The 1,173-nt window shown below is 51.1% G+C and carries 1 rRNA gene (only partly in view); it reads left to right on the top strand.

Annotated features, from left to right (window positions below):
- Positions 1-13 precede the first annotated feature (13 nt).
- Positions 14-1,173 (top strand): 23S ribosomal RNA (locus ACI1V7_RS28305); it runs 1,483 nt beyond the window's last position.

Below are 1,173 nucleotides of genomic sequence, written 5' to 3' on the forward strand. Positions count from 1 at the left end.
GCCAACGTTATAGGGACAAGTGAATAAGTGCACATGGTGGATGCCTTGGCGATTACAGGCGATGAAGGACGTAGTAGCTTGCGATAAGCTGCGGGGAGCTGGCAAACGAGCTTTGATCCGCAGATTTCCGAATGGGGAAACCCGGCCTTTTAGGTCATCTCATACTGAATACATAGGTATGTGAAGCGAACGCGGCGAACTGAAACATCTAAGTAGCTGCAGGAAAAGAAATCAACCGAGATTCCCAAAGTAGTGGCGAGCGAAATGGGATGAGCCTTGTACGTGATAGTCGATCAGATAGCAGAATCCTCTGGAAATAGGAGCCATAGCGGGTGATAGCCCCGTATGCGAAATCTGAACGGTGGTACTAAGCGTACGACAAGTAGGGCGGGACACGAGAAATCCTGTCTGAAGATGGGGGGACCATCCTCCAAGGCTAAATACTCGTAATCGACCGATAGTGAACCAGTACCGTGAGGGAAAGGCGAAAAGAACCCCGGGAGGGGAGTGAAATAGATCCTGAAACCGTGTGCATACAAACAGTCGGAGCCTCTTCGTGGGGTGACGGCGTACCTTTTGTATAATGGGTCAGCGACTTACATTCAGTGGCGAGGTTAACCAGATCGGGGAGCCGTAGAGAAATCGAGTCCGAATAGGGCGATAGTCGCTGGGTGTAGACCCGAAACCAGGTGATCTACCCATGGCCAGGATGAAGGTGCGGTAACACGCCCTGGAGGTCCGAACCCACTAATGTTGAAAAATTAGGGGATGAGCTGTGGGTAGGGGTGAAAGGCTAAACAAACCTGGAAATAGCTGGTTCTCTCCGAAAACTATTTAGGTAGTGCCTCAAGTATCACCATCGGGGGTAGAGCACTGTTATGGCTAGGGGGTCATTGCGACTTACCAAACCATTGCAAACTCCGAATACCGATGAGTGCGAGCTTGGGAGACAGACGTCGGGTGCTAACGTCCGGCGTCAAGAGGGAAACAACCCAGACCGCCAGCTAAGGTCCCAAAGATTGGCTAAGTGGAAAACGAAGTGGGAAGGCTAAAACAGTCAGGATGTTGGCTTAGAAGCAGCCATCATTTAAAGAAAGCGTAATAGCTCACTGATCGAGTCGTCCTGCGCGGAAGATGTAACGGGGCTAAGCCAGTCACCGAAGCTGCGGATAT

This window comes from Massilia paldalensis (genome assembly GCF_044901715.1).
Lineage (GTDB): Bacteria > Pseudomonadota > Gammaproteobacteria > Burkholderiales > Burkholderiaceae_D > Telluria > Telluria paldalensis.